This is a genomic window from Candidatus Cloacimonadota bacterium (genome assembly GCA_011372345.1).
Lineage (GTDB): Bacteria > Cloacimonadota > Cloacimonadia > Cloacimonadales > TCS61 > DRTC01.
The window spans coordinates 1-4,552 of sequence record DRTC01000112.1 but is presented as its reverse complement, the minus strand read 5'-3'; the positions used below and the strand labels follow the sequence as shown (position 1 = coordinate 4,552).

The window sequence follows — 4,552 nt, the reverse complement described above, 5'->3', positions numbered from 1 at the left end:
GTAATTTTCAAGGCAATTAATCTTCTTATATTCTTTCGATTCATAAAGTTAGAATTCTTATTTCTACAAATTTTGGGGGTATGCTTGTTTTATGATTGTTAATCATCATAAATGTCAGGATGGATAAATTTTATTTTCTCCTTTACAAATTTATTCAGTTTTAAAATGCAATCATCAATGAAAATTATTGAAAAAGGAGCTGAACATGAAAAGAATAAAACAATTTAGTTTATTTCTGTTTCTACTTCTGTTGATCAGCGGATGCTCAAGGAAGACAGGACAAACAATCTTACTGAAAAATTATCCGGTAAACGATCTTGATGGAATAATTACTCAAACCGGAATTGCTTTTGATCAGGAGGTGTCTGAAGATGGAAAAGGTTCCTTGAAAATTACAGCTATTGAACCGACAATTATTAATCTTTACGAGACCGGAGATATCGATGTTGAAAATACTCGCTTGAGCTATGAAGCAAAGATCAGAACAGAGAATATCAAAGGAAAAGTCTTTCTGGAAATGTGGTGTCATTTTGAAGGACAAGGTGAATATTTTTCCAGGAATCTCCAGTCTTTTCTAACAGGAACAAATGACTGGTCATCGAGGGAAACTTTCTTTTTCCTGAAAAAAGGAGAAAATCCTGATAATATCAAATTGAATCTTGTTATCGAAGGAACGGGAACAGCCTGGATCGATGATATTCGACTGCTGAAAGCACCATTATAAAAAACTCCTGTTGAACTTCACCCTAACCTCCCCAAAAATAAGAACAAACCTTCAGGATTTGTCCAAAAAAGTGATTATATCATGAAAATATCGATAAAGTTAAAATTAATCCTATTTTTTTTATTAATAATCATTATTACCGGTATGATCTCGACAATTGTAGGAACTCACCTGATCGGAGACAGGATCGTTGAACAAGCTCAAAAAAAAGTCAGACTGGATTTGAATACAGCCCGGGAAATTTATCTGGAAAAGATCAGGGAAGTTAAAACCAGCATTCGTTTAACTGCTTTAAGATATTTCATCAAAAATGCGTTTTTGCACAATGATATTAAATCTTTAAAAGCAGACTTAAAAGAGATCAGTGAAAACGAAAACCTTGATTTTTTAACCCTGACAGATAAGGATGGAAAAGTTATTTTGCGAGTTAAAAATCCGGATAAGATTGGAGATGATCAAGCTCACGATAATATTCTCAAAAAAGTGATCGAGGAGAAAAAAGAAATTGCTGCGACTCAGGTGATCGATAAAACAAAGTTATCTCTAGAAAGTGAAGAACTGGCAAATATTGCCTGTATCGAATTTGTCCGGACTCCAAAAGCAAAGGAATGTAACGATCAGGAAGGAACTTGCGGGATGATGATCAAGGCTGCTGCTCCGATTTTTGATTATGATGGGAATTTGATCGGAATTTTGTACGGTGGAATCCTCTTAAATCAGAATTATGAGATCGTAGATAAGATCAAAGATATTGTGTATCGAGGAGAAACCTACAAAGGAAAGGATATTGGAACAGCGACAATTTTCCTTGATGATCTCAGAATTTCAACCAATGTTTGTACAAGAGACGGAGAAAGAGCAATAGGCACCAGGGTGTCCGAAGAAGTCTATAACCAGGTTGTTTTAAAAGGAAATCCCTGGATTGATCGAGCATTTGTGGTCAATGATTGGTATATAACCGCTTATGAACCGATTAAAAATATTAACGATAAAATTATTGGCATTTTGTATGTTGGTATTTTAGAAGAAGAATTCACGGATATGAGAAACAGGACTTTATGGACATTCCTGGGAATCACTTTTATCGGTATTATTTTCTCTTTTATTATTTCTTATTTTTTAGGAAACAGTATCGTCAAACAAATAAAATATCTTGTTTCTGCTTCCAGCACTCTGGCTTCCGGAAATTTGGATCAGCATGTCGAAATTCAATCGAAGGATGAAATCGGAGAATTAGCAACTACTTTTAATCTGATGGCAAAATCGATCAAAAAAAGAGACCAGCAATTAAAGGAATTTACCCAGAAGAAGATCATGGAATCCGAAAGATTGGCGATTGTCGGGCAACTCGCTGCCGGGGTTGCTCATGAAATAAATAATCCTCTCGGAAGCATCTTGATCTACAGTAATCTCTTATTAGAAGATATTGAAGAAAACAACCAGATGAAAGAGAACCTGCAAAATATTGTGGAGCAAACTACCCGCTGCAAAGAAATCGTCAGAGGTCTTCTCGATTTTTCCCGAGCGACCAAAACAGAAATGCAAATATATGATATTCATCTTGTTGTTGAAAATGTACTATCTTTAGTTCAAAATCAATCCCTGTTCCAGAATGTTCATATCATCAAGAATTTTAATCCGAAAATTCCTGAAATTTTATTTGATAAAGCAAAAATTCAACAAGTTTTTTTGAACATCTTATTAAATGCAGTCGAGTCTATGAACGGAAAAGGAGAATTGAAAATTGAAACTGATCTTTCCGCAGATAAAGAGTTTGTTGAAATTAAATTTTCAGATACGGGATGTGGAATTTCAAAAGAAGATATTAAAAGACTTTTTGAACCTTTCTTTTCAGCCAGAGAAGACGGACACGGAACAGGACTCGGTCTTTCCATAAGTTATGGGATTATCAAAAAACATAAGGGAAATATCAAAGTTCAAAGCAAGTTAAGAAAAGGATCGACATTTACGATCAGTCTTCCGATCTAGGAGCAAAATGGATAAAAATTTCAATATCCTGATTATTGATGATGATAAGCATTTGCGGGATGGTTGTAAACAGACACTGATCCGCAGTAAATATATAGTTAAAGAAGCAGAAAATGGTAAAAAGGGTCTGGAACTGCTGAAAAAGAAAGTCTTTGATATTGTTATTCTCGATTTGAAAATGCCTGGTATGAACGGGATGGAAGTTCTAAAAAAAATTCGGGACAATTATCCGGAAACAGTAGTAGTAATTATTACAGGTTATGCTACCATCGAATCCGCAGTTGAAGCTATGAAAATCGGAGCAAGTGATTTCCTGCCCAAACCGTTTACTCCTGAAGCATTAAGAATTATTATAAAAAGAATGGTGGAAAAAAGAAAATTATTATTAGAGAATATTTACTTGCGGGAGCAGTTAAATTCGTACATTGGGATGGACGAACTGATTGGAAACAGCGAACCTATGATCAAGATCAAACAGTTGATAAAGAAAGTTGGTCCGACAGATAGCACTGTTCTGATCAGCGGAGAAAGTGGAACCGGGAAAGAATTGGTAGCGAGAGCAATCCATCAAAACAGTTCGAGAAGAGATAAACCTTTTGTTACTGTCGATTGCGGAAGTTTAGTGGAAAATTTGTTCGAGAGTGAGTTGTTCGGTCATGTGAAAGGTTCTTTTACCGGAGCGATCAGTTCCAGGCATGGAAAATTTGAACTGGCAAATACCGGCACTCTATTTTTTGATGAGATTGGTAATATCAGTACAAATATCCAGGCAAAGTTATTACGAGCAATCCAGGAAAGTGAGATTACTAAAGTCGGCGGAACACAGACTATAAAGATAGATGTCAGGATCATCTCGGCAACCAATATCAATCTCGTGAAAGCAGTTGGTGATGGTTCTTTCCGGGAAGACCTGTTTTATCGTCTGGCTGTAATTCCCTTCAATTTACCATCTCTGCGAGTACGCAAAGATGATATTCCGATTTTAGCGAATTATTTCCTTAAAAAATATAATAAGAAAAGAAACAAAAAAATAAAGTCCATTTCTCAAGCAACAATGAAAGCTCTTATCGAATATGATTGGCCCGGGAATATCAGGGAATTACAAAACACGATCGAAAGATCCGTCGTGTTGGCTAAAACCGACATCATCGAACCTACAGATATTATTCATTATTCCTTTGGCTCTTCTCCAAATCGATCAGGTTCTCTGGCTCTAATGGAAAAAGAACATATTCTGAAAATTCTGAATGAATGCAATTGGAATAAAAGTAAAACCGCTCAACTCTTAAAAATTGATAGAAAAACTCTTAGATTGAAAATCGAGAAATATAAAATAACCACTGGGGAATAATTCCCCAAACTTGATGATAACATCCCCACTTTTTTGCTTAAAGAAAAAAAAATAGAATTATAAACCATCGAAAAATCTTCGTAATTCCAATTTCAGTAAAAGGATAGAACATCTCCTTTTTTAGTCTTAATTATTTGGTATAAAATCTGCTTATATCTTGAAATGTAAGTAAAAATCTACTCAATCTTTGTTATGATTGAGTTTGTATCAGTGGATAAGGAAACAGGATTCATTGAGATTACGATAAGTTGATTAAATGTTAAGATAATCAGTTATGATCAGGAGATTTAAAATGCAATCGAATACTATTATTAGTTTTGAATATTTACTTGCAGAAGTAGTCAGGAAAGACTTATGCAATAGATGTGGAGGATGTGTATCCTTTTGCAGTGCAAATGGAATTAATGCTTTGGAAATTGGAGAAGATGGATTTCCTAAATATTCAAATAAAGAAAAATGTCTTGAATGTGGAATCTGCTATATAATAT

At 34.7% G+C, this 4,552-nt stretch carries 4 protein-coding genes; all 4 read left to right on the top strand.

Annotation, left to right across the window (positions count from 1 at the left end):
- The first annotated feature begins 205 nt into the window (after positions 1 to 205).
- A complete protein-coding gene (locus tag ENL20_02095) occupies positions 206 to 724 on the top strand; it encodes a hypothetical protein (protein HHE37346.1) in 519 nt (172 codons plus the stop codon).
- A gap of 81 nt (positions 725 to 805) precedes the next feature.
- Complete coding sequence (locus ENL20_02090; protein ID HHE37345.1) at positions 806 to 2,713, top strand: HAMP domain-containing protein; 1,908 nt, start codon at positions 806 to 808, stop codon at positions 2,711 to 2,713.
- Positions 2,714 to 2,720: 7 nt separating this feature from the next.
- Positions 2,721 to 4,064: a sigma-54-dependent Fis family transcriptional regulator gene (locus ENL20_02085; GenBank protein HHE37344.1), complete on the top strand. Its 1,344-nt coding sequence runs from the start codon at positions 2,721 to 2,723 to the stop codon at positions 4,062 to 4,064.
- A gap of 274 nt (positions 4,065 to 4,338) precedes the next feature.
- On the top strand, positions 4,339 to 4,552 hold a 214-nt coding region (locus ENL20_02080; GenBank protein HHE37343.1), incomplete at its 3' end, for a hypothetical protein.

Coding starts and splice junctions, on each gene's coding strand:
- ENL20_02090 (HHE37345.1), top strand. CDS start 806: ATGAAAATATCGATAAAGTTAAAATTAATCCTATTTTTTTTATTAATA.
- ENL20_02095 (HHE37346.1), top strand. CDS start 206: ATGAAAAGAATAAAACAATTTAGTTTATTTCTGTTTCTACTTCTGTTG.
- ENL20_02085 (HHE37344.1), top strand. CDS start 2,721: ATGGATAAAAATTTCAATATCCTGATTATTGATGATGATAAGCATTTG.